A 23,809-nucleotide genomic window follows, 5' to 3' on the forward strand; every position below is an offset into this window, starting at 1 on the left:
CGTGCGTACGAGCGAGGAGATCTACCACCGGGTGCGCTGGGACGCGCGTTTCGACCCGGCCCGCTTCGTCCTCGGCGTCCGCCGGCGCGACGCCGCGCCGAAGCGTGTCCCGCTGCCCGCGTTCGTGCCCGGGGGTGAGATCCCCTGGCACCGGGTGCTGTTCATCGAGGCCGACGGCGAGGTGGTGTGGGACCGGGCCACGGGGGTGGACCGGATCGACGCGACGGAGGCGGGGCGGGTCCGGGAGGCCCGGCTGCTGCGGGCACCGTTCTTCACGGCCCGCACGCCGTACGCGTGGGACGGCGCGGACTGGGGGCCCGCCTCCTCCCGGCGCGAGGACCGGTCCGGCGGTACCCGGGCGTCGGGGGGTCCCCGGGTACTGACCTGGAACACGCTCTGGGACCGGTACGACGCCGACCGCATCGACACCGCCCGGCGCAGGCCTCTGCTGCTGCGGGCGCTGCGCGACGCGGACGTGGACGTGATCGCGTTGCAGGAGGTGGAGGCGGAACTCCTCGCCCTGCTGCTGGCCGAGGAATGGGTACGGGCGGACTGGACCCTGGGCACGGACCCGAGGGGGCGGGACGTCGACGCGTGCGGGCTGCTGCTCCTGAGCCGGCTGCCCGTCATCGAGGCGGCGCACCACGAACTGGGCCCGCACAAGGCGGTGACCGCCCTCGTGGTGGCGGCGGCCGGACGGCCCGTGGTCGTCGCGGCGACCCATCTGAGCAGCGACCATTCGGAGAACGGCGCCGACCGGCGCACGGCGGAACTCACCCGCGTCGCCGAGGGCCTGGCGGGCGTGGAAGCCGATCTGCTGCTGATGGGCGACTTCAACGACGGCGGCTCCGCACCGCAGCTGACCCTGGGCCTGCGGGACGCGTGGAGCGAGGTGCACGGCGCCGACGACACGACCCCGACCTTCGACCCGGGCCGCAATCCGCTGGCCGCGGTCTCGTCGCTGACGGGCCGGGCCTCGCGGCTGGACCGGGTACTGCTGCGCGGGGCGGCGCTGCGGGTTCGGCACGCCGACCTGTGCGGTGACGTGCCCTCGGCGGAGGGGACGTACATCTCCGACCACTACGGTGTCCTGGCCGAGCTGGCGGTGGGCGCTCCGGAGGCGGAGGCGGAGGACTTCCTCACCGAAGGACCGACGCCCCGTACGGCGCTGGCGTGGCTCCCGCCCGAGGAGCTGTGGGCCCCGCTGCAGGAGATCCGCCGGGACCACGACCCGCAGGTCCGACGCTGGCCCCCGCATGTGAACCTGCTCTTCGGATTCGTACCGGAACACGCCTTCGAGCGGGCGGTGGCGGTGCTGGCGACGGCCGACACCGCGCCCTTCGACGCCCGGCTGGAGGGGGTGCACTGGTTCGGCCACCGGGACGACGCGACCGTCTGGCTCGACCCCGCGGCCGCGGGCGAGAAGCCCTGGGCCGACCTGCACCGCACGCTCCTGCGCCATTTCCCCCGCTGCGGCGGCCGCCGCCCCGGGTTCACCCCGCACCTCAGCCTGGGCCGCACCACCGACCCGAACGCCCTGGCCGCCGCCTGCGCGGCCCGGCTCGCCCCGATGCCGGTCAGAGTCGGCGAGCTGGCCCTGCTGTCGCGACGCGGGGACGAGCCGATGCGGGTGCGGGCCACGGTGACGCTGGGAACGGGCGAGGTGCGGTGGGCGGAGGAGGCCGCGCGGGTCGACGAGGCCGGTGCCGGTGCCGGTGCCGGTGCCGGTGCCGGTGCCGGTGCCGGTGCCGAGGACAGGGTGGCGCGGGTGGCCGAGGAGACCACCCACCGCATCGGGGAGGCGTTCCCCGACGGCGTGGTCCATGTCGTCGGCTCCCGGCGGATGGGCTGCGCGCTGCCCGGCGCGGACCTGGACCTGGTCGCGGTGCTGCCGGGCACGGTCGAACTCTCCGCCGTACAGGCGCGGTTGGCCGCCGTCCTCCCCGAGGCGGCGGATGTGCGCGAGGTGGTCGGGGCCCGCGTCCCCGGTCTGCGGCTGCGGACCGGCGGCCTGGACGTCGACCTGGTCGTGGTCACCACGGGTGCGACGGCCCCCGCCGAGGCGGTCTCACGCCGGACCGAGCTGGGCGAGGACGCCGCGATCGCGCTCAGCGCGGTGAGCGACGCGGAGGCGGTGCTGGCGTCGGCGGGCGGGCACGGGGTTGCCTTCACCCGGCTGGCCAGGCAGGTCAAGGAGTGGGCGAAGGCCCGGGGCCTGGACTCGGCACCGTTCGGCGGGCTGCCGGGCCTCGCCTGGTCCGTCCTGGCCGCCCGCACCACGGCCGAGGCCGGCGACCTCGCACCGGGCGCTCTCCTACGGCACTTCTTCGCGACGTGGGCGGCCTGGGACTGGCGGGAGCCGGTGGGCGGGACAGCCGATCGCCTCCTGCCCCTTCTGCCCCTGACCATCACGACGCCCTCCGCCCCTGTCCGCCCCTGCACCGACCAGGTCACGGCGGGCATGCGCGACCTGGTGACCCAGGAGCTGTTCCGCGCCTGGGAGTTGCTGGACGCGACCACGGACCCCTACCCCAGGGCCGAGCTCCTCACCCCTCCCCCGCTCCACCGCCGCCACGCGGCCTGGGCGGTCCTGACGGTGGGGCCGGACGCGGACGAGGGCCGGGTGCGCGGCAGGATGCGCGCGCTCGTCACCGACCTCTCGACGTCGGCTCCCGACTGCCACGCCTGGCCCCGCCCCTTCACCACGACCCCGCTCCGCTACGCCATCGGCCTGGGCACCACCCCACCCACCGCCGACCACCTCACGTCCCTCGCGGAACGCCGACTGCGCGGCCTGCCCGGGGTCACGCTGACGCGGGCCGAGGGGGGCGGGGTACCGACCTTGCGCTGAGGCCCTGCGTCGGACAAGGCGCGCACGGTCCCCCTGGCAGCGCCCTACTCGTCAGAATCCCCAGGGGTCGGGATGGGGCTTGGCCGCGGGATCCTCCGACCAGGTGAGACGGGCCTCGATCTGGTCCCCCGCGAGGTCGAGCAACCGCTCGACGGCCCAACCGTTCCACTGGACGGCACGAGGAAACTGCGGCAGGCGGAACGCAGGCAGCCGGGTCGGCAGTGCCTCGGGACGGTACACGGGCTTCTTGATCTCGCCGTTCCGCTTCGGCTTGGACGACCTGCGGGGGTCGAGACAGTCGACCACCTGATCGACGAGGTACAGGACGTAGTCGTCGCCCTTGCCGTTGCGGATCTCGACGGGTACCAGGCTCCCGGCCGACAGCAGTTCGTCCCCGAACTCCTCGGCCAGACGGCGGCTGAGCACGGGCGCTCCGGGACTGCCGCTCGGGAACTCGCTCTTCGGCGCGGAGTCGTCCATCCATTCGGCACGCAGCGCGGTCGGCCGGTCCGCTTCGTCCCCGCTCCGCTGCCACCGCATGAGCCTGCTCTGGTCGGCACCGTCCAGACGCAGCGTCTCGTAGTCGCTCAGGCTCGGCAGGAGCCGGTAGACCGCCGGGCCCCGCCGGGACGTGCCAGACATCGCGTCACCCATCCATACAGGTCAGAGGACCGGCCGATCGGGAGCGCCGCGCGTGCCGGGATCACAAGCCCCACGGATCGGGGTGCGGAGCCGCCGAGGGATCCGGTGACCACAGCAGGCGGGTCTCCAGACCGTCTCCGAGGATCTCGCCCAGCAGATCACGCATCCAGCCGGTCCAGCACACCGCGACGGGAAACTGCGGAACCCGGAACGCCGGCAACTCGGCAGGCACCGCCTCTGAACGGAAGACCATCTTCCTCATCTCCCCGGTGGCTTTCTTCGGCCGGTCCGACCTGCGAGTGTCCACGCAGTCCACGAGAGGCTCCACCACGTACAGGGCGTACTCGTCCTGTACGGGACCCGGCGTACGGACGGGGACCAGCCGCCCGGCCTGCTCCAGCCGCTCCTGCCCGACCCGGTCGACAAGGCGTCGGCTCAGGATCGGGGCACCCGGATAGTCGGAGGCGAACTCGACCCTGGGCGCCTTGGGGTCACCGGTCCACTCGGCCTCGAACACGTCCGGCAGAGCGACCTGCGGTCCCTGGAACTGCCGGCGCTTGAGATCGATCAGCGAATCTCCCAGGCGCAACGTCCGCAGGTGCCCCGTGCCGGCCAGGAGGCGGTACACAGCGGAGGGGGCCGAGGGGGGCGATACGGAGGTCGGGTCAGAGGTCATGGAGTCATGCCCGGAAGCCAGCCCTGCAGACGCCGTCGGCCTCGGGCGCGTCACGCCCAGTCGTCATCCTCGTCGTCGGCATCGGGGGTGTCCTCGCGAAGTACGACGACGAGTTGGACAGGCGCGTCGGTGTCACTGTGCTTGACCCCGGCCAGAACGACCTTGTCCGCGACGAGCCACGCCCGGTGATCGATGAAGTCCTCGCCACCTGTCAGGCAGCTGCGAGACGACCGTGGGGAGTTCCGCCACTGCCGCTTCATAGATCTCTTCGATGTAGGTGTCCGGGTCCACCCGTTCGTCCTCGACGTCGCGGTGCCAGAGAGTGAACTGCACCTCCACAGGTGCGTTCCCCTGCACCCATGCGCTGGCGCCTTCGCGCCGCCAGGTGGTGGCCCAGGCCTTCGCGGGGTTCCGGCGCTCTCCCGTCCACCCGGCGGCGGTGAGGACTCCCTCCACAGCTTGGCCGCTGAGTTCGTCGAGATCGGACAGCCGACCCAATTCGACACTTACGTCAACCATTTACCGGCCACCGGGCCGAGCCACACTGTCCCTGCGGTTCAGGGCAGGGTGACGTGGGTCAGACACCCGTACCCCGGCCCCTCGTCACCCACCCCGTCATCCGGCTGACCGTAGCAGCCAGCGCTGCCGCGTCCGACAGCCGCAGATGCTCGTCGGAGACCGCGCCGCTGGGCACGTCTCCCAGGGCCAGCTGAGCCTCGCCTGTGTCCCACACGGTCAACTGGGCGAGGCAATCGGGGCCGTCGACGTTCAGAACGGCGGCCTGCGGAGAACGGCCCTGCGCCGGGCCCTGCCACTCGACCGAATAACGCGCCGGGTCCAGTTCGGCACGCAGTCGTTCGTACCACCCGCCCAATTCGTCAACCGGCACCACTGGCCCACTCCTCCTTGCTCATGACCTTCTCGATATTGCGCACCTCACCGGCCCGCTCAGTCCGCGAACCGGAACGTCGACGTGATCGCGTCGAAGATGTCGAAGAAGGAGTCTGCGAGGTCGAGGACCTGGCTGCTGCCGGCCACCAGGGCGACCTTGCCCTCCTGGCCGGGGACCGGGATGAACGTCTGCATCAGGACCGCGCGGATCGTGCGGCCCAGGCTGTCCTCGGGGACCGGGATGTCCTCGATGCCGTACGTCCGGGCGGCCGGACCGACTCCCGGGATGTCGACGGTCGTCACCTTGCGCCAGGAGTCGCCCTCCCGGTGGGCCTCCTTGGGGGCGAGCTGGGCGGCGATGGCGGCGGGGTCGTTGGAGAGCGGCGCGCCCTCCCGGGTCCGGCCGCCGACCAGCGACACCGTTACCGAGCCCGTGATCGGGGTGTCCCCGCCGAAGCTCTCCGCCATGCAGCCGCAGTACATCGCGCCCGACTTCCACGCGTCGGCCGCGGACTTGCGCAGGAAGCCGACGTACGTGTCCCGGTACTGCGCCAGCTCCGGGTGCTGGGCGACGCGCTCGTTCACCATCCGCCGGATCGAGTCGTCCCGCGACTCCGGCCGCACGTCGAACTCCCACCACGACTCCGGCACCTTGATCCGGAAACCGCCGCGCTCGATGGTGAGCGTCTCCATATAGCGCGCCATGCTGTACGCCGCCCCCGTCCGATGATCTGATATACGGTGCGGCCCAGACTACGAGATGCGCGAACGGGGGACGGTCACGTGGGCAACGGCAAGAGCGACCTCGCGATACCGCTGAGCGAGCTGGAGGATTACGGCCGCAAGCTGCGCTCCATCAAGGAGCGTCTCAACCACACCAAGAAGATGTTCGAGTCCTACCAGGACGACGTCGGCAGCAGCACGGTCTACAACGCCCTCGACGACTTCGAGTCCAACTGGCACGACGGCCGCGAGGACATCACCAAGCAGATCGACTCCCTCGCCGACATGTCCGACACCGTGGTCCGCGAGTTCAAGAAGCTGGACGACGACCTCGCGAAGAAGGCGAAGGACGCGGTAAGGCCGGAGGGTCAGCAGCAACAGGGTGGTGGCGGGAACAACGCGGAGTAGACCGCGTCCTCCGCGCACAGGCTCACGCCACCCTGGACACCGCCCCGCTCATCACTGACGTGCAGCGCGCCCTGCTGAAGAGCGCACTCGACCGCGAGGGCCGCCCGGAAGGGTCGCCGACCTCGCGGAGCGGCGCAGGCGTACCTCACTCCCCGGCGGCGGCCGCGTGGGAGAGGAAGGCCGTCCAGGTGGCGGGCGGGAAGGTGAGGTGGGGGCCGCGGGACGGGGTCGCGGTGTTCTTCGAGTCGCGGATGTGGACGGTGGCGGGACCGAGGGCGACTTCGACGCAGGAGTCGCCTTCACTGCTGCTGCTGTAGCTGCTCTTGAACCACGTCAGACCGGAGGCGTCCTCGGCCGTGGTCTTGCGGATCATGTCTCCCCCAGCAGTTGTTCGATGAAGGCCGTCGACTCACGTGGCGTGAGCGCCTGCGCCCGGATGATGCCGTACCGCAGCTCAAGGATACGGAGTTGCTTCGCGTCGAACACCGGTCGGCCGCCGGCCACTGCTACCGAACGGCCCACCGCCGAGCCGTCCTCGGACTTCAACACCTCGATTCCGCCGGCCAGCCCCGCGTGCTCCTCACGGTCCATCGGCATCACCTGAAGCTCGACGTTCCGCAACTGCGCCACCTCCAGGAGGTGTTCCAGCTGCTGACGGAGCACGGTCCGCCCGCCGAGCGGACGCCGGAGCGTCCACTCCTCCAGAACGAAGCTGAGTTCGGGCGCCGGGTCCCGCTCGAAGACGGCTTTGCGGGCCACGCGCGCGGCGATGAACCGCTCCACCTCGTCCCCGGTGTACGCCGGGCGACGCATCAGCAGCAGCCCGCGCGCGTATTCGGGTGTCTGCAACAACCCGTGGATGTTGAGCGGGTCGTAGAGCTGGAGCTCCACCGCCCTCGCCTCCAACTGGGCCAGATCACGCACCTTCTTGGGGTACCGGACCCGCCGTACGTCCTCCTTCATCGCCGAGAGCAGCCCCTCCGCCCCCAGCACCTCGTCCGCCCTGTCCAGATACTCCGGCCGCGGAATCCGCTTCCCACCCTCGATTTTGTAGACCATGTCCTCGCCGTACCCGACCGCCACCCCGAACTCGGCGGCCCGCATCCCCACTGCCTCCCGCCGCAGCTTCAGCTGCCGCCCGACGGTCGCGATGACCGCGACACCCCACTCGTCGTCGGGATCCACCTCCCAACCCGGCTCGTCCGCCTCGCTCCTGAGTCGCACCACAGCGCCGTCCACGCTCATCCCGGACCCCTCCGTCGTACGACCGTGCCTCGACGGCGCCCTACCCGTGCGGCCGCGTCCGACAGCCCGCCCGACACCGGACAAGCAGCGGACAGTGACCGTACGCAGCGACTCCGTCACTGATCACGGTAGGCGCAGGCGACCACACCGAGTGACGCGAACAGAGATTCGCCACCCCCTGAACCGACCGTCACGCGGTCCGCCGCGAGGCGGTGACGCCCGCCTCAAAGTAGTTAAAAAACCCAGGGAAATCCCCCTACCCAACCCCACCCGCCTCCCCGCCGCCGCCCGTCACCCTCCGGAGTGAACATGGCCAACTGGGCTGGATTCGGTGCCGGTTGCCCGGCATATGCTCGCCGCGACGACACCGGGTGACCGTGCGAGCACGCAGACGGCCACCCCCGCACATACGACGGCCCCCGGCCGGGAGTAGCGATCCCGATCGAGGGCCTGACCACCTAGGAAGACTGCAACTTCCCGATGGATGCAGAGCACACTAGCGCGCCCTCGCGCGCCCGGTCAGCCGTTCCGGGGTCGAACCCCTCGTACGGGGTGACCCACGTGAACGTCCGGCTCACCACCCGGTACACGGTGGTCGACAACCGCCTTCTCCAGCACCGCGAACTCTCCCTCACCGCGATCGGACTCGCGGGGCACATCCAGTCGCTGCCGACCGGCGCCCGCGTGGACATCAAGTCCCTGACCGCGCGTTTCCCGGAGGGAGAGGTGCGGATCGCGGCGGCGCTGCGCGAACTGGAGGCCCACGGCTACCTGTCCCGGACGCGTGAGCGGCTACCGAACGGCCGGGTGGTCTCGCGGACGGTGTCGTACAACCGGCCGACGGGGGCGGAGGAGGTACGCGAGATTACGCCGCCACCGCCACTGACACCGGCACCGGCACCGGCACCGCGCCCAGAGCGGGCACACCTCCCGGCAGCACCGCCGCCGCGCCCGCCGAAGCCGCCTCTGCCGGAACCCACGCGCAGCGCCCCCGACCCGCAGCGCCCAGCCGCCACCCTCCTCGCCCGCCTCCACCACGACGACCCCCGCCTCCTCCTCCCCGAACGCGAGGTACGACGGCTCGCCCCGGCGGTCGACGCCTGGCTGGAACGCGGCGCCACGCCCGAAGCCGTACGCCGCGCCCTCACGTCCGGCCTCCCGACCGAGCCGCTCCTGCACCCGGCGGGCTTCTTGGCCCACCGCCTCACCGAGCACCTGCCTCCGCCACCGCCGCCCGCCCCGCCGCGCCCGCTCCCCTTCCAGGACTGCGACGGCTGCGACCGCCCGTTCCGCGCGGCGGAGCCCGGCCACTGCCGTGACTGCCGTCCCCACCAGCCGCTGCAGGAAGCGGCATGACCCCCAGGTCCGCACGACGACGACGAGAGACCCCGACTCCCCTCACGGCACTGGCAGCCGCCCCGAAGGGCCTGCAGGCCGACGACGAAGACACCGCGAGCATCTACATCGAGCTGACCGAACAAGGCCTGGGCAAGACGCCGGCCGCGGACCTCTGGAGGCACCTCATGGCCGTCGACCTCTCCATCTTCCAGTCCCAGACGGCTCAGGCCCTGCGCGCCGAGGGCCTCGCCGAAGCCCTCCTCGTCGTCCTCGGCGGCCGTGGCGTCGACGTCGGCGACGAAGCCCGTGACCGCATCACCTCCTGCGACGACCACGACACCCTCACCACCTGGCTGACCCGCGCCGCCACGGCCACCACCACGGCCGAGCTCTTCGAGCAGCCCGCATAAGTGCTCGCGCGGAGCGCTCAGCGCACCAGTTCGGTGGCCAGGAGGTCCATCAGGAGGCCGTCGTGCCAGGTGCCGTCCGGGCCGCGCTCGTACTGCCGCATGATGCCGACCGGCCTGAAGCCGACCTTGGTGTAGCAGCGGATCGCCGCGATGTTGTCGGCCGCCGGGTCGATGATCAGGCGGTGGTGGCCGTGGACGTCGACGAGATGCCGGGCCAGTGTCCGTACGGCGTCGGTGCCCAGCCCCCTGCCGTGCACCGTGGGATCGAGGAAGAGGTCGATGCCGGCGTGCCGGTAGTCCGGCTCTTCCTCGGCGTACCACTGGATCATGCCGATGATCCGCCGTCCGTGGTCGACGGTCAGGCACCGGGTGTCAGGGTCTTCGAGGTCTGCTGCGACGTCTGCCTCGAGATCGTCCCCGCCCCGCCATCGTGCGCGCACTTCCGGTGTGGCCCGAATGGCGGCCAGGGGAGGGATGTCCTCGCGCACGCTGGGGCGGAGGGCCACGGAGGCGCCACGCAGCACGGTCATCCGGAGAATCTACGCGACCGGCCTCGGAGCGGCTCGCTCCGTACGGCCCCGGAGTCCCCCGTCTGCCGGATGGCCGGGAGCCCCGACGTCCGGCAACGTGAGGGCACAAGCGTCAGTCGCGTGTGGGTGGAAGGACGCCATCGTGCGAAACGTCGTCGGGACCGCAGCTCTCCTCCTGGCCCTCGCCCTCGCCGCCACGGCACCGGGAGCGCCCGGCACCGGCACGGGCCTGGACGGCGTGTGGCGCACCGACGGCTACGGGACCCTCGTCACCGTGGGCGCACGGGGCATGCAGGAGTACCAGACGACCGCCGTCAGCTGCCTCAAGGGGGACTTCTCGAAGGCGAGGGCGGAACAGGGGACGTACGACTCCGACGGTGACGTCCTCACCCTGCGGCTCGCCTCCGACACCCGGCACGCCCTGCTCGGCGACGACAGCGCGGTCGGGCACCGGCGGCTCACGCGGATCAGCGCGCTGCCGGCCGCCTGCACCCGCCCGTCCTCGACCGACCCCCGCGCCTCCTTCGACGTCTTCTGGCAGTCCTTCGAGGAGAACTACCCCTTCTTCGCGGCCAAGGGCATCGACTGGCACGCGGTACGGGACCACTACCGGCCGCTCGTGCACGAGAACACCCCCCGTTCCGAGCTCTTCGGCATCTTCAGCCGCATGATCGAACCCCTGCACGACGCGCACGTCCTCGTCCAGGACGGCGACCGCACCTACGGTGTGGTGCGGCCGGGCACCACCGCGCCGGGCCGGGAACTCGACTCCAGGGTCAAGAAGTTCGTCGTCGCCCGCGACCTGAAGGGGGCCACCGGCCGGCAGGACTTCGCGGACGGCCTCATCACCTACGCGGACCTCGACGGCGGCCTGGGCTACCTCCGGATCGCCGACTTCGACGGGTACGACCCGGACGACGACTCGTACGCCGCCGACCTCACCGAACTCGACCGGATGCTGAACACCGTCCTCACCCCCGCCCGCACGCGTTCCCTGCGCGGTCTGATCATCGATCTGCGCGTCAACGGCGGCGGCTCGGACGCCCTCGGCATCCACATCGCCGAACGGCTGACCGACACCCCGTACGTCGCCTACTCCAAGCGCGTCCGCAACGACCCCGCCGACCCGTCCCGTCACACCCCGCCCGAGCCGGTGCGCGTCACCCCGGCCCGCGGCCCCCGCTACACCGGCCCGGTCGCCCTCCTCACCGGCGGCTCGACGATCAGCGCCGGTGAGACCTTCACCCAGGCCCTGATCGACCGTCCGGGCCGCACGGTCCGCATCGGACAGCCGACCCAGGGCGTCTTCTCGGACATCCTGGTCCGCTACCTCCCCGACGGCATGGCGGCCTGGCTCCCGAACGAGGAGTTCCTGACCCGCACCGGCCGCACCTTCGACGGCGCCGGCATCCCGCCGGACATCACCGAACCGGTGTTCACCGACGAGGAGTTCGCGAAGAACCGGGACTCGGCGTTCGACCGGGCGGTGGCACTGTTGCGGCCCGCCCGCTGACCTGCGCCACGCCACCGACGGGACCCTAGAGCCGCCGGCTCTCCAGCGGCCCCAGGTAGGTCGGGGTCAGGCCGCCCGTGTCGATCAGCAGTCGCTGCACCACCACCGTGGGGTCCACCGACCAGAACTTCAGGCGGTGGGTCCCGGCCGTCAGGGTGTGCCGGGTCGCCGTCCGGTTCACGTTGTCGGACGTGTTCCGCGCCCACACCGTGTTCAGCAGGCCGTCGTCCGCGCCCGCGGTGATGTCGACCGACTGGGGTTCGTCGTCGTCGAAGGACAGCGCGTAGCGCAGCCCCGGGGAGCCGAGCGACGGGTTGCGCGGGGACAGGTACGCCCACACCGTCACCTCCCCCGCCGACACCAGGCTCACCTCGTACTCCAGCCGGGGCCAGGAGGCCGCGGAGCCGCCCCAGCCGCCCGTCACCGGCCACGCCGTCATCCCGGCCCCGGTCCGCCCGATGCCCGGCAGCCGGCGCCACCACCCCACCGCACGGTCGTGGTGCTCCGCGTCGATCGCCACATAGCCGCCCGCCTCGACGAACCCCCGCAGCCCCCGTGACCCGTGCGATCCCCGCGCCGGTGGCTGCTCCGCCACGCACCGCACCGTCACCGACTCCCCCGCCCCGCTCACCGTGAGCGTCCCTGAGGACCGCCCGTCCGGCGCCCGGGACCAGTCCACCCGTACCTCCACCCGCACCTGCTGCTCCACCCGGCCCCGCGGCCGGTCCACCACCAGCCACGGGACCGAACTCTCCACCCGGTAGTCGAAGGGCGTACGGCCCCGGTTGAACACCTCGACGTACTGCTGCGGCCGGGTCTGGTACGGGCTGAACGGCGGCAGCTCCCCGGCCCCCGCGTCCGGTGAGCCGTCCACGCAGACGCCCAGCCCGGCGGCCTGCGGCACCTCGATCCGCCGTACCGCGGGGAAGAGCACGTCCGGCAGTGCCACGTTGTCCTTCTCCGGCTGCTGCCAGGGCGCGTTGGGGCCGTACCGGGCCACGTCGCCGTAGTCGATGTGCGGCTGGGTCTGGAAGCCGCGCCATTTGCCGCCCGCCACCTCGGAGTTGAAGCGGTCGGCCAGGGCGAAGTCCCGGAGCAGGGCCTGCTCCGCGTCCGCCGCGCGGTCGTTCGTCGCCGCCCGGCCCTGCCGGGCGTAGCGCAGGTTGGTGAACTCGGCCTCCCGCAGCGCGTACAGGTTCGCGGTCGCCGCCACCTCGTACCCGACCAGTTCGAACCACGCGTCCCGGCTCGCCTCCGGCAGCCGGCGGGCGATCCTCGCCGCCCGTCCGTCCAGCTCGCGCCACTCCTCGGTGACCCGCTCCAGCTCGCGGTGGCCGAAGGAGAAGGGCGTCTGCTGGTCGTCGTACACCACCTCGCCGGTGTCGGAGAGGGTGATCCGGCGGTTCAGCAGCTCGGGTTTGCGGCGCGCCTGCAACTGGCCGTACCGGGCGAGGACTTCGGCCGCGTCGTCGGCCACCGCGGCGCCGAAGTTCTGCCGCGCGTACCGCCGCTCCCACTCCCCCAGCCGGTCGACGTCCCAGCGCGACGGGTCCCAGGCGTAGGTGAGGAAGAACTCCGTCGGGAGTTCGTTGCCCTTCAGGTCGCCCACGTTGGCCACCCACAGGCCGTGGTTGCCGTAGGCGTGCGCCTGGTGGAGCTGGTCCCAGACGTTGCGGAGGTTCGCCGTGTCCACCCACTTGTAGTTGCGGCCCGCGCCCACGTAGTCGAAGTGGTAGTAGAGGCCGTATCCGCCGCCGCGCGGCTCCTGGGGCGAGGGGTGCTTGCGGATGTTGCCCCAGTTGTCGTCCGTCAGGACGACCGTGACGTCGTCCGGGGCGCGCAGGCCGCGGTCCCAGTAGCGCTGGACCTCCTTGTACAGGGTCCACACCTGGGGGGTCTCGGCGGCCGGCCGGCCCGTCACCTCCTCGATGATCCGGCGTTGCGCGGTGATGATCTCCTGCATCAGCTCGATGCCGTCGCCGTCGGGCAGGCCGGTGTCGCCGTTGCCGCGCATGCCGAGCGTGACCACACCCTCGAACCCCTCGTCGACCATGCGCTGGATGCCGGCCCGCCAGTAGGCCCGGATCGCCTCGGGGTTGCGGAGGTACGACCACTCGCCCGTGCCCCCGTAGGGGTCGGCGCCGGCCGTCGCGTGCCGGTTCCACTCCTCGATGCCACGCATCATGGGCGCCTCGTGAGACGTGCCCATGACAACGCCGTAGTCGGCGGCCCGCCGGTGGTTCTCCGGGTCGTCCTCGGCGAAGGCCCGCCCCCACACCGCCGGCCAGAGGTAGTTGCCCTTCAGCCGGAGCAGCACCTCGAACACCCGGGCGTAGAAGTCCGCGGTGAAGCCACCGGGGTAGCCGGGGGCCTTACCGGGTCCGAAGTAGGCGGGCGCCCAGGTGCCGAGGGCCGGGTTCTCGTCGTTGATGAAGAAGCCGCGGTACTTCACGGCGGGGGTCCCCTGGGTGAACCTGCCCGGCAGGACCCATGCCCCGGCCCGCCGTACCGGCGGCACGTCGTCCCACCAGTACCAGGGGGAGACCCCGAGCCCGTACGAGACGTCGTACGCCCCGAAGATCGTGCCGCGCGGGTCGCTGCCCGCGATGACGAAGGCCTTCTCCACCCCGGGCATCGGATGCTCGACCACCGTCTGGAGCGAGGTTTCCCAACGCCCCCTGACCCCCGTCACGTCCAGCTTCCCGGCGGCCACGAGGCCGTCGATCAGCGGGCTGCGGCCGATCGTGCCGACGAGGACGGCGCGGCGGGCGATCGTGGCGCCCGACCGGGTCCCCGTCACCCGTTCGAGGTCGGCACGGAGGTCGCCCGCGACCCGTACGACCCCTGGGTGATCGTCCGGGCTCACCACGACCGGGACGCCCACCAGAGAGAACGCCCCACCGGTGAAGGAGATGTACGCGCCGGGGTCGGTCACCCGCGGCGCACGCTCACCTCCGGCCCACGCGACGCCCGACGACAGCGCGGGCACGGTGGCCAGCCCGGCCCCCAGCCCCGCCCCCAGGACGGTCCTCCGACGCACGGACATGCCTCACCCCTCCACCCGAATTTGGTCAGCGGCATGACAAATGGTGGAGGGAGTGGCTCCCGGGAGCCAGGGGTCGTACCCGCCGAATACTTTCGAGCCCGCCCTACCGCCTCGGACACGCCCGGACACGCCGAATGGCCCGTACGACCGAAGTCGTACGGGCCATTCAGAGACCTACCAGGTCAGCCCTTACGGGCCGAGATCACTTGTTGATCTTGGTGACCTGGCCGGCGCCGACCGTGCGGCCACCCTCACGGATGGCGAACTTCAGGCCCTCTTCCATGGCGATGGGCTGGATGAGCTCGACCTTCATCTCAGTGTTGTCGCCCGGCATGACCATCTCGGTGCCCTCGGGGAGGGTCACGACGCCGGTCACGTCCGTGGTACGGAAGTAGAACTGCGGACGGTAGTTGTTGAAGAACGGCGTGTGGCGGCCACCCTCGTCCTTGGAGAGGATGTAGGCCTGCGCCTCGAACTCGGTGTGCGGGGTGACCGAGCCCGGCTTGATGATGACCTGGCCGCGCTCGACGTCCTCGCGCTTGATGCCGCGGAGCAGCAGACCGACGTTCTCACCGGCCTGGCCCTCGTCGAGCAGCTTGCGGAACATCTCGATACCGGTGACCGTGGTGGTGGTCTTCTCGGTCTTGATGCCGATGATGTCGACGGTCTCGTTGACCTTGAGGATACCGCGCTCGATACGACCGGTGACGACGGTGCCACGACCGGTGATCGTGAAGACGTCCTCGATCGGCATCAGGAACGGCTTGTCGACGTCACGCTCGGGCTCCGGGATGGAGGTGTCGACAGCGTTCATGAGGTCCAGGACGGACTGGGTCCACTGGGCGTCACCCTCGAGCGCCTTGAGCGCCGAGACCTTGACGACCGGGACGTCGTCGCCCGGGAACTCGTACTCGGAGAGGAGCTCACGGACCTCGAGCTCGACGAGCTCCAGGATCTCCTCGTCGTCCACCATGTCGGCCTTGTTCAGGGCGACGACGATGTACGGCACGCCGACCTGGCGGGCCAGGAGCACGTGCTCCTTGGTCTGCGGCATCGGGCCGTCGGTGGCGGCCACGACCAGGATCGCGCCGTCCATCTGGGCGGCACCGGTGATCATGTTCTTGATGTAGTCCGCGTGACCCGGGCAGTCGACGTGGGCGTAGTGGCGCGCCTCGGTCTGGTACTCGACGTGCGCGATGGAGATGGTGATACCGCGCTGACGCTCCTCGGGCGCCTTGTCGATGTTGTCGAACGGGGTGGCCTCGTTCAGGTCCGGGTACGCGTCGTGCAGCACCTTGGTAATGGCGGCCGTGAGGGTCGTCTTACCGTGGTCGATGTGACCGATGGTGCCGATGTTGACGTGCGGCTTAGTCCGCTCGAACTTCGCCTTCGCCACTGGGGTCCTCCTGTGGAGTGGTTCTGTACGCCTTGGTTCAATCGGCGCCAGGTGATCTTTGCTGTTGGGTCCCGGGCCCCGGGCCGATCCGCCACGAATGCGGAGGAACGACCCGTGAGGCTCCGGGGTCAAGCCTAAAGCGTGGTGCGCACTGCGGTGAACGCGGTGCTTACTCGCCCTTGGCCTTCGCGATGATCTCCTCGGCGACGTTCCGCGGAACCTCGGCGTAGGAGTCGAACTGCATGGAGTAGCTGGCCCGGCCGGACGTCTTGCTGCGCAGGTCGCCGACGTAACCGAACATCTCCGAGAGGGGCACGAGGCCCTTCACGACGCGGGCACCGGCCCGCTCCTCCATGGCCTGGATCTGGCCACGGCGGGAGTTGATGTCGCCGATGACCTCACCCATGTAGTCCTCGGGCGTGGTGACCTCGACGGCCATCATCGGCTCAAGGAGAACGGGCTTGGCCTTGCGCGCGGCCTCCTTGAAGGCCTGCGAACCGGCGATCTTGAAGGCGAGCTCGGAGGAGTCCACCTCGTGGTAGGCACCGTCGTGCAGGATCACGCGGACACCGGTCATCTCGTAACCGGCGAGGATGCCGAACTGCATGGCCTCCTGCGCACCGGCGTCGACCGAAGGGATGTACTCCTTCGGGATACGACCACCGGTCACCTTGTTCACGAACTCGTACGACGTGTCGCCACCCTCGAGCGGCTCGATGCCGATCTGCACCTTCGCGAACTGACCGGTACCACCGGTCTGCTTCTTGTGGGTGTAGTCGACGCGCTCGACGGCCTGACGGATCGTCTCGCGGTACGCGACCTGCGGCTTGCCGACGTTGGCCTCGACCTTGAACTCACGGCGCATACGGTCGACCAGCACCTCGAGGTGCAGCTCGCCCATACCACCGATGATGGTCTGGCCGGTCTCCTCGTCCGAGTGGACCTGGAAGGAGGGGTCCTCCTCCGCGAGACGCTGGATGGCGACACCCAGCTTCTCCTGGTCACCCTTGGACTTGGGCTCGATGGCGACCTGGATGACCGGCGCCGGGAAGTCCATGGACTCCAGGATCACCGGCTGCTTGTCGTCGCACAGCGTCTCACCGGTCGTGGTCTGCTTCAGACCCATGACGGCGATGATGTCGCCGGCGCCCACCGACTCGATCTCCTCACGCTTGTTCGCGTGCATGCGGTAGATCTTGCCGATGCGCTCCTTCTTGCCCTTGACGGAGTTCAGCACGGCGGTGCCGGACTCCAGGCGGCCCGAGTAGACCCGGACGAAGGTGAGCTTGCCGAGGTGCGGGTCGCTCATGATCTTGAACGCCAGCGCGGACAGCGGCTCGTCGTCGGACGGCTTGCGCTTGACCACGACCTCCGGGTCCTTCACGTCGTGGCCCTCGATGGCCTCGACGTCCAGGGGGGAGGGGAGGTAGCGCACGACCGCGTCGAGCAGGGGCTGGACGCCCTTGTTCTTGAACGCGGTACCGCAGAACACCGGGGTGACCGTGGTGTCCTTGGACTTGCCGGACGCGATGGTGATGCGACGGATCGCGGCGTACAGCTGCTCCTCGGTGGGCTCCTCGCCCTCCAAGTACAGCTCCATGATCTCTTCGTCGTTCTCGGCGACCGTCTCGATGAGCTTGCCGCGGTACTCCTCGGCAGCCTCGGTGTGGGTGGCCGGGATGTCGACGACGTCGTACATCTCGCCCTTGGTGGCCTCGGCGGACCACACGAGCGCCTTCATGCGGACGAGGTCCACGACGCCCTGGAAGTCGGCCTCGGCACCGATCGGGAGCTGCATGATGATCGGCTGCGCGCCCAGGCGGTCGCTGATCATGTCGACGCAGCGGTGGAACTCGGCACCGGTCCGGTCGAGCTTGTTGACGAAGCAGATACGCGGGACGCCGTAGCGGTCCGCCTGACGCCACACCGTCTCGGACTGGGGCTCCACGCCGGCGACGCCGTCGAACACCGTCACGGCACCGTCGAGCACGCGCAGCGAACGCTCCACCTCGACGGTGAAGTCGACGTGGCCCGGGGTGTCGATGATGTTGATGGTGTGGTCGACGTCTTCCAGCGGCCAGTGGCAGGTGGTGGCAGCAGAGGTGATCGTGATGCCACGCTCCTGCTCCTGCTCCATCCAGTCCATGGTGGCGGCGCCGTCGTGGACCTCACCGATCTTGTACGACACACCGGTGTAGAACAGGATCCGCTCGGTGGTGGTCGTCTTGCCCGCGTCGATGTGGGCCATGATCCCGATGTTGCGGACCTTGGCCAGGTCAAGTGAAGTGGTAGCCATAAGGCTTCGGTCTTCTCTCGGTCTCGATGTGGGTAGCGACTACCAGCGGTAGTGCGCGAAGGCCTTGTTGGACTCGGCCATCTTGTGCGTGTCCTCGCGCTTCTTGACGGCCGCACCGAGGCCGTTCGAAGCGTCGAGAAGCTCGTTGAGCAGGCGCTCGGTCATGGTCTTCTCGCGACGGGCGCGGGAGTAGCCGACGAGCCAGCGCAGCGCGAGGGTGTTGGCGCGACCGGGCTTGACCTCGATCGGCACCTGGTACGTCGCACCACCGACACGGCGGGACTTGACCTCGAGGGTCGGCTTGATGTTCTCCAGCGCGCGCTTCAGCGTGATGATCGGGTCGTTGCCCGTCTTCTCACGCAGACCCTCCATGGCGCCGTAGACGATGCGCTCGGCGGTGGAACGCTTGCCGTTCAGCAGCACCTTGTTGATCAGGGAGGTCACCAGGGGGGAGCCGTAAACCGGGTCGATGATGACCGGGCGCTTCGGGGCGGGGCCCTTACGAGGCATTCTTACTTCTCCTTCTTGGCGCCGTAGCGGCTGCGGGCCTGCTTGCGGTTCTTGACACCCTGGGTGTCGAGCGAGCCACGGATGATCTTGTAGCGAACACCCGGCAGGTCCTTCACACGGCCGCCGCGCACGAGCACGATGGAGTGCTCCTGCAGGTTGTGTCCCTCACCCGGAATGTAAGCGGTGACCTCGATCCCGCTGGTCAGACGCACACGCGCGACCTTACGCAGGGCCGAGTTCGGCTTCTTCGGGGTGGTCGTGAACACACGCGTGCAGACGCCCCGGCGCTGAGGGGAACCCTCGAGTGCGGGCGTCTTGTTCTTCTCGACCTTGTCCTGCCGGCCCTTGCGGACCAGCTGCTGGATCGTAGGCACTACTTCTCCGGTTTCTGTGTGCCGAATGGTGAAGCTAACCTGGAACGTCGCCGACCCACGCGGTCGGGTGTGTCGGATTCCGCGAACTCCTGCCGGAAAGCAGAAGGGGGCGCGGATCACGGTGGCCACTTCGTCACTCAGGTGCGGTGTGAAGGCACGCACGAGGATCAGGGCACACCCCAGGCACAAGGTCTGAGCGTACCTAGCGCAATCACTCCGGTCAAAACAAAAGAAGCGGGACCGGGTCCGGGCTCTGTGAGCTGCGCTTTCACGAGAGACCTCCGCTATACCACGAAGCCGACCAACACGCGAACCCACGCGCCAGGGGCAGCTCGAGCGAGCGCTGGGCCGGACCGCCGGCCGGCCGCGACGGCCCGACTGGCCGCGCAGTCCGACCGGTGCCCCATTCCCGGGCGGGCGCCCCCTCGGGCCGTCCGGGGGACGCCGCCACACGAGCAGGTGCCCACCCGGGCCGCCAACCTTGCCGTGACAGTCCGACCGGTGCCCCATTCCCGGGCGGGCGCCCCCTCGGGCCGTCCGGGGGACGCCGCCAGACAAGCGGGGTACCGACCGGGCCGCCGGCCGGCCAGCCGTGGTGGTTCGGCCGGTGGGCCCGTCCCCGGATCGGTGGCCCCGTCACGGGACGGTGGCCACCCCCTTGGTTCCTGGAGTGCCCCCTACGGCTCTGCCTGGACTGGAGCGGCGCCTCGACGCCCGTCGGCTGCTCCCCCCGCTCCTGCCGCTCTGTCCGCCCGCTGCGGCCTACGGTGCCCCAACGGCACGGCAGACGGGCTACGCCCCCACCTCGGCCGCTGAGGGCCGCCGGAGCCCTCGTGTGCCGTCCTCCGCCTCCTCCAGCGCCCGCGGGCCACCCCCGCCGGAACAGGGCTTCTGGCGCCCGGCAGGGGCACCACAGCTCACTGACGGCAGCCCCTCTGGTCCGGACGCCGGGCACGCCGAAGGGCGGCCACCCTCGCGGGTGGCCGCCCTTCGGGACCGACTGCTACTGGTTGTACGGACCGTAGTCGTAGTCCTCCAGCGGAACGGCCTGGCCGGAGCCCGTGCCGAACGGCGAGTAGTCGATGTCGTCGTAGCCGACGGCCGAGTACATCGCGGCCTTCGCCTCCTCGGTCGGCTCCACCCGGATGTTGCGGTAGCGGGACAGACCCGTACCGGCCGGGATGAGCTTACCGATGATGACGTTCTCCTTGAGGCCGATGAGCGAGTCGGACTTGGCGTTGATCGCCGCGTCGGTGAGGACTCGCGTCGTCTCCTGGAAGGACGCCGCCGACAGCCAGGACTCCGTGGCCAGCGAGGCCTTGGTGATACCCATGAGCTGCGGACGACCGGAGGCCGGGTGACCGCCCTCCTGGACCACACGACGGTTCTCCTGCTCGAACTTCGAGCGCTCGACCAGCTCGCCGGGCAGCAGCTCGGCGTCGCCGGACTCGATGATCGTCACGCGGCGCAGCATCTGCCGGATGATGATCTCGATGTGCTTGTCGTGGATCGACACACCCTGCGAGTTGTAGACCTTCTGGACCTCGCCGACCAGGTGGACCTGGACGGCACGCTGGCCCAGGATGCGCAGCACGTCGTGCGGGTTGGTGGCACCCACGGTGAGCTTCTGGCCCACCTCGACGTGCTCGCCCTCGCTCACCAGGAGTCGGGCACGCTTCGAGATCGGGTACGCCGTCTCGTCGCTGCCGTCGTCCGGCGTGATGACGATCTTCTTGGTCTTCTCGGTCTCCTCGATCCGCACCCGGCCCTGGGCCTCGGAGATCGGGGCGACACCCTTCGGGGTACGGGCCTCGAAGAGCTCGACGACACGCGGCAGACCCTGGGTGATGTCGTCACCGGCCACACCACCGGTGTGGAAGGTACGCATCGTCAGCTGGGTACCGGGCTCACCGATGGACTGGGCGGCGATGATGCCGACCGCCTCACCGATGTCGACCAGCTTGCCGGTGGCCAGCGAGCGGCCGTAGCACATGGCGCAGGTGCCGACGGCGGACTCACAGGTCAGGACCGAGCGGGTCTTGACCTCCGAGACGCCACGGGCGACCAGCTCGTCGATGAGGACGTCACCGAGGTCGGTGTTGGCCGGGGCCAGCACCACGCCGTCGACGACGATGTCCTCGGCCAGCGCACGGGCGTACACGCTGGTCTCGACGTTCTCCGCCTTGCGCAGCACGCCGTCCGCGCCGACCTCCGCGATGTGCAGCTTGAGGCCGCGCTCGGTGCCGCAGTCCTCCTCGCGGATGATGACGTCCTGCGAGACGTCCACCAGACGACGGGTCAGGTAACCCGAGTCGGCGGTACGCAGGGCGGTGTCGGCGAGACCCTTACGCGCACCGTGCGTCGAGATGAAGTACTCGAGCACGGACAGGCCCTCACGGAACGAGGCCTTGATCGGACGCGGGATGGTCTCGTTCTTCGCGTTCGACACCAGACCACGCATACCGGCGATCTGCCGCATCTGCATCATGTTTCCTCGGGCACCCGAGTCAACCATCATGAAGATGGGGTTCGTCTTGGGGAAGTTCTCGTTCATCGCCTCGGCGACCTCGTTGGTCGCCTTGGTCCAGATCGCGATGAGCTCCTGAGTGCGCTCTTCCTTGGTGATCAGACCGCGCTCGTACTGCTTCTGGACCTTCTCGTCCTGCGCCTCGTAGCCGGCGACGATCGCCTTCTTCGCCTCGGGGACGACGACGTCGGAGATGGCCACGGTGACACCGGAGCGGGTGCCCCAGTAGAAGCCGGCCGCCTTCAGGTTGTCGAGCGTCGCCGCCACGATGACCTTGGGGTAGCGCTCGGCCAGGTCGTTGACGATCTCGCCGAGCTGCTTCTTGCCCACCGAGTAGTCGACGAACGGGTAGTCCTCGGGCAGCAGCTCGTTGAAGAGCGCGCGGCCCAAGGTGGTGCGCAGCCGGAAGGAGTCACCGATCTGGTACTCCGGCTCGCCCTCCTCGACGGGCGGCGGGGTCCAGCCGCGCGGCGGGATGGTGCCCACCGGGAAGCGGATGTCGATCGGCGACTGCAGCGCCAGCTCGCCCGCGTCGAACGCCATGGTCGCCTCGGCCGTGGAGCCGAACGCGCGGCCCTCGCCCTTGGTGTCGCGCAGCTCGCCGTCGGTGGTGAGGAAGAACAGGCCGAGGACCATGTCCTGGGTCGGCATCGTCACCGGACGGCCGTCGGCGGGCTTGAGGATGTTGTTCGAGGACAGCATCAGGATGCGGGCCTCGGCCTGCGCCTCCGCGGACAGCGGCAGGTGCACGGCCATCTGGTCACCGTCGAAGTCCGCGTTGAACGCGGTGCAGACGAGCGGGTGGATCTGGATGGCCTTGCCCTCGACCAGCTGCGGCTCGAAGGCCTGGATGCCGAGGCGGTGCAGGGTGGGCGCACGGTTCAGCAGCACCGGGTGCTCGGCGATGACCTCTTCGAGGACGTCGTACACGACGGTGCGGCCGCGCTCCACCATGCGCTTGGCGGACTTGATGTTCTGCGCGTGGTTCAGGTCGACCAGGCGCTTCATCACGAACGGCTTGAAGAGCTCCAGCGCCATGGCCTTGGGCAGACCGCACTGGTGCAGCTTCAGCTGCGGGCCGACGACGATGACGGAACGCGCCGAGTAGTCGACTCGCTTGCCGAGCAGGTTCTGACGGAAACGACCCTGCTTGCCCTTGAGCATGTCGCTCAGGGACTTCAGCGGGCGGTTGCCGGGACCGGTGACCGGGCGACCACGACGACCGTTGTCGAAGAGGGCGTCGACGGCCTCCTGGAGCATGCGCTTCTCGTTGTTCACGATGATCTCGGGGGCACCGAGGTCGAGAAGGCGCTTCAGGCGGTTGTTGCGGTTGATGACACGGCGGTACAGGTCGTTCAGGTCGGAGGTCGCGAAGCGGCCACCGTCCAGCTGCACCATCGGGCGGAGGTCCGGCGGGATGACCGGCACGCAGTCCAGCACCATGCCCTTGGGGCTGTTGCTGGTCTGCAGGAACGCGGAGACGACCTTCAGGCGCTTGAGCGCACGGGTCTTCTTCTGGCCCTTGCCGGTACGGATGATCTCGCGGAGCTTCTCGGCCTCCTCGTCGAGGTCGAAGGACTCCAGGCGCTTCTGCAGCGCCGCGGCACCCATCGAGCCGTCGAAGTACGTGCCGAAGCGGTCACGCAGCTCGCGGTAGAGGAGCTCGTCGCCCTCCAGGTCCTGGACCTTGAGGTTCTTGAAGCGGGTCCAGACCTCGTCGAGGCGGTCGATCTCGCGCTGCGAACGGTCGCGCAGCTGCTTCATCTCACGCTCGGCACCCTCGCGCACCTTGCGGCGCACGTCGGCCTTGGCACCCTCGGCCTCCAGCTCGGCCAGGTCGCTTTCCAGCTTCTTGGCGCGGGCCTCCAGGTCGGCGTCCCGGCGGTTCTCGATCTGCTGGCGCTCGACGGAGACGTGCGCCTCCAGGGAGGGCAGGTCGCGGGTGCGGCGCTCCTCGTCGACGTACGTGATCATGTACGCCGCGAAGTAGATGACCTTCTCGAGGTCCTTCGGCGCCAGGTCCAGCAGGTAGCCCAGGCGGCTCGGGACACCCTTGAAGTACCAGATGTGCGTGACGGGCGCGGCGAGCTCGATGTGGCCCATCCGCTCACGGCGCACCTTGGCGCGGGTCACCTCGACGCCGCAGCGCTCACAGATGATGCCCTTGAAGCGGACGCGCTTGTACTTGCCGCAGTAGCACTCCCAGTCCCGGGTGGGGCCGAAGATCTTCTCGCAGAAGAGCCCGTCCTTTTCCGGCTTGAGGGTGCGGTAGTTGATGGTCTCGGGCTTCTTGACCTCGCCGTGGCTCCACTGACGGATGTCGTCAGCGGTGGCCAGGCCGATCCGGAGCTCGTCGAAGAAGTTGACGTCGAGCACTATGCGTCAATCCCTCTCAGGGTTGTGAGTCTTTGGTCTGAAACGGGGGCCTGGGGG

General features: G+C 69.9%; 19 protein-coding genes. 5 read left to right on the forward strand and 14 right to left on the reverse strand.

Features of this window, described 5'->3' with window-relative positions; genetic code table 11:
• Position 1: 1 nt before the first annotated feature.
• On the forward strand, positions 2 to 2,851 hold the full coding sequence (locus AB0G52_RS19780) for a poly(A) polymerase (protein WP_361337547.1): 2,850 nt from the start codon (positions 2 to 4) through the stop codon (positions 2,849 to 2,851).
• Positions 2,852 to 2,902: 51 nt separating this feature from the next.
• Here the strand turns inward: AB0G52_RS19780 and AB0G52_RS19785 are convergent, their stop codons facing one another.
• The 5 genes from AB0G52_RS19785 to AB0G52_RS19805 all read right to left on the reverse strand — a co-directional run bounded on the left by AB0G52_RS19785 (position 2,903) and on the right by AB0G52_RS19805 (position 5,765).
• Positions 2,903 to 3,493: a hypothetical protein gene (locus AB0G52_RS19785; RefSeq protein ID WP_361337549.1), complete on the reverse strand. Its 591-nt coding sequence runs from the start codon at positions 3,491 to 3,493 to the stop codon at positions 2,903 to 2,905.
• Between the two features lie 61 nt (positions 3,494 to 3,554).
• Entirely contained in the window at positions 3,555 to 4,169 is a 615-nt protein-coding gene (locus tag AB0G52_RS19790; RefSeq protein WP_361337551.1) for a hypothetical protein, read from the reverse strand.
• 50 nt (positions 4,170 to 4,219) lie between these two features.
• Complete coding sequence (locus tag AB0G52_RS19795) at positions 4,220 to 4,429, reverse strand: hypothetical protein (RefSeq protein ID WP_361337553.1); 210 nt, start codon at positions 4,427 to 4,429, stop codon at positions 4,220 to 4,222.
• Positions 4,430 to 4,746: 317 nt separating this feature from the next.
• On the reverse strand, positions 4,747 to 5,058 hold the full coding sequence (locus tag AB0G52_RS19800; protein ID WP_361337555.1) for a hypothetical protein: 312 nt from the start codon (positions 5,056 to 5,058) through the stop codon (positions 4,747 to 4,749).
• Positions 5,059 to 5,117: 59 nt separating this feature from the next.
• Entirely contained in the window at positions 5,118 to 5,765 is a 648-nt protein-coding gene (locus AB0G52_RS19805) for a hypothetical protein (protein WP_132890206.1), read from the reverse strand.
• Positions 5,766 to 5,843: 78 nt separating this feature from the next.
• Here AB0G52_RS19805 and AB0G52_RS19810 point away from each other — a divergent pair, with 78 nt between their 5' ends.
• Complete coding sequence (locus AB0G52_RS19810) at positions 5,844 to 6,191, forward strand: hypothetical protein (protein ID WP_361337558.1); 348 nt, start codon at positions 5,844 to 5,846, stop codon at positions 6,189 to 6,191.
• Between the two features lie 145 nt (positions 6,192 to 6,336).
• On the opposite strand, the gene AB0G52_RS19815 is transcribed toward AB0G52_RS19810, so the two are convergent.
• A complete protein-coding gene (locus AB0G52_RS19815) occupies positions 6,337 to 6,564 on the reverse strand; it encodes a DUF397 domain-containing protein (protein ID WP_361337560.1) in 228 nt (75 codons plus the stop codon).
• A complete protein-coding gene (locus AB0G52_RS19820) occupies positions 6,561 to 7,436 on the reverse strand; it encodes a helix-turn-helix transcriptional regulator (protein ID WP_361337562.1) in 876 nt (291 codons plus the stop codon). Before AB0G52_RS19820 ends, AB0G52_RS19815 begins: the two co-directional genes overlap by 4 nt.
• A 480-nt stretch (positions 7,437 to 7,916) precedes the next feature.
• Between AB0G52_RS19820 and AB0G52_RS19825 the strand changes: the two genes are divergently transcribed.
• Entirely contained in the window at positions 7,917 to 8,792 is an 876-nt protein-coding gene (locus AB0G52_RS19825) for a helix-turn-helix domain-containing protein (protein ID WP_361337564.1), read from the forward strand.
• Positions 8,789 to 9,184, forward strand: a complete 396-nt coding sequence (locus AB0G52_RS19830; RefSeq protein WP_361337566.1) for a hypothetical protein — start codon at positions 8,789 to 8,791, stop codon at positions 9,182 to 9,184. Before AB0G52_RS19825 ends, AB0G52_RS19830 begins: the two co-directional genes overlap by 4 nt.
• A 17-nt stretch (positions 9,185 to 9,201) precedes the next feature.
• Here the strand turns inward: AB0G52_RS19830 and AB0G52_RS19835 are convergent, their stop codons facing one another.
• Positions 9,202 to 9,714: a GNAT family protein gene (locus AB0G52_RS19835; protein ID WP_361337568.1), complete on the reverse strand. Its 513-nt coding sequence runs from the start codon at positions 9,712 to 9,714 to the stop codon at positions 9,202 to 9,204.
• Positions 9,715 to 10,003: 289 nt separating this feature from the next.
• Between AB0G52_RS19835 and AB0G52_RS19840 the strand changes: the two genes are divergently transcribed.
• Positions 10,004 to 11,227, forward strand: a complete 1,224-nt coding sequence (locus AB0G52_RS19840) for a S41 family peptidase (RefSeq protein ID WP_361337800.1) — start codon at positions 10,004 to 10,006, stop codon at positions 11,225 to 11,227.
• 25 nt (positions 11,228 to 11,252) lie between these two features.
• Here the strand turns inward: AB0G52_RS19840 and AB0G52_RS19845 are convergent, their stop codons facing one another.
• From AB0G52_RS19845 to AB0G52_RS19870, 6 genes are all read right to left on the reverse strand, one after another.
• Entirely contained in the window at positions 11,253 to 14,273 is a 3,021-nt protein-coding gene (locus AB0G52_RS19845; RefSeq protein ID WP_361337570.1) for a glycosyl hydrolase 115 family protein, read from the reverse strand.
• A 202-nt stretch (positions 14,274 to 14,475) separates the two neighbouring features.
• Positions 14,476 to 15,669 carry an elongation factor Tu gene (tuf, locus tag AB0G52_RS19850; RefSeq protein WP_132890215.1) on the reverse strand — a complete coding sequence of 398 codons (1,194 nt, stop codon included), beginning with the start codon at positions 15,667 to 15,669 and terminating at the stop codon, positions 14,476 to 14,478.
• Positions 15,670 to 15,838: 169 nt separating this feature from the next.
• Complete coding sequence (fusA, locus tag AB0G52_RS19855; protein WP_132890216.1) at positions 15,839 to 17,965, reverse strand: elongation factor G; 2,127 nt, start codon at positions 17,963 to 17,965, stop codon at positions 15,839 to 15,841.
• Positions 17,966 to 18,004: 39 nt separating this feature from the next.
• Complete coding sequence (gene rpsG / locus AB0G52_RS19860) at positions 18,005 to 18,475, reverse strand: 30S ribosomal protein S7 (protein WP_003992340.1); 471 nt, start codon at positions 18,473 to 18,475, stop codon at positions 18,005 to 18,007.
• Positions 18,476 to 18,477: 2 nt separating this feature from the next.
• Positions 18,478 to 18,849 (reverse strand): 30S ribosomal protein S12, encoded by a 372-nt coding sequence (gene rpsL, locus AB0G52_RS19865; protein WP_003948652.1) that lies wholly within the window; start codon positions 18,847 to 18,849, stop codon positions 18,478 to 18,480.
• 1,003 nt (positions 18,850 to 19,852) lie between these two features.
• A complete protein-coding gene (locus AB0G52_RS19870; RefSeq protein WP_132890217.1) occupies positions 19,853 to 23,752 on the reverse strand; it encodes a DNA-directed RNA polymerase subunit beta' in 3,900 nt (1,299 codons plus the stop codon).
• Positions 23,753 to 23,809 lie beyond the last annotated feature (57 nt).

The organism is Streptomyces sp. NPDC021562 (genome assembly GCF_040640875.1).
In the GTDB taxonomy this organism is placed as follows: Bacteria; Actinomycetota; Actinomycetes; order Streptomycetales; family Streptomycetaceae; genus Streptomyces.